Here is a 745-nt window from a genome sequence, read left to right as displayed (position 1 = left end):
CGCCGGGCCGTCCAGCTCGGCGAAGCGGGCCGCCGCCTCCGCGACGGTCCGCGCCGTGACCGGCTCGGCGGACCGGCGTGCCGCCAGCCCCGCACCGACCTCGCGCACCGCGGCCTCCACGCCCTCCGCCAGCGTCCACAGCCCGTCCGTCACGGTGACTCCTCCTCGCTCCGGGCCGGTGTCCGCTCCGGCCGCCCGGGACAAGGAGTACCGTCGGGGCTGCCGAACAGGACGCAGAAGCCGCCGGAAGTGGCGGGGATCGGACACCATGGACCTCTCCACCGCCGATCCGGACAGCGTGCTGGACGCCCTCGACCGCCGCCTGGTGTGCGCCCTCCAGGTGGACGGACGGGCCGAGCCCGGCCGGATCGCCGAGGTGCTGGGCGTCTCCGCCCGGACGGTCACCCGCCGGCTGGGCCGGATGCGGCAGGCCGGGGTGCTGCGGGTGGTCCGGCTGCCGGACGTCGAGGACGCCGCCGTGGGCGCGCTGCTGCTGCGGGTCCGGGTGCTGAGCGGCCGGGTGGACGCCATCGCGCGGGCCCTCGCCGACCGCCCCGACGTGCCGTTCGTCGACGTGATGCTCGGCGGCCACGAGGTCGGGGCCGTGGTGCTCACCGACGCCGGCTCCCGCGACCGGCTGCTGTACGGGCAGCTGCCCGCGACCGGCGCCGTCACCGAGACCACCACCCACGCGGTGCTGCACGCCTTCGCCGACGCCGTCCGCCAGGCGGCGGGCGGTGAGCAG

At 77.9% G+C, this 745-nt stretch carries 1 protein-coding gene; it reads left to right on the top strand.

What is annotated here, in order from left to right; translation table 11 throughout:
* Nucleotides 1-268 precede the first annotated feature (268 nt).
* Nucleotides 269-745: Lrp/AsnC family transcriptional regulator (locus AE652_RS42480; protein ID WP_049661633.1), on the top strand; the 477-nt coding region annotated here is incomplete at its 3' end.

The organism is Kitasatospora sp. MY 5-36, from assembly GCF_001182915.1.
In the GTDB taxonomy this organism is placed as follows: domain Bacteria; phylum Actinomycetota; class Actinomycetes; order Streptomycetales; family Streptomycetaceae; genus Kitasatospora.
The sequence above is the reverse complement of the archived record's forward strand: the minus strand, read 5'-3'. Positions and strand labels throughout refer to the sequence as shown.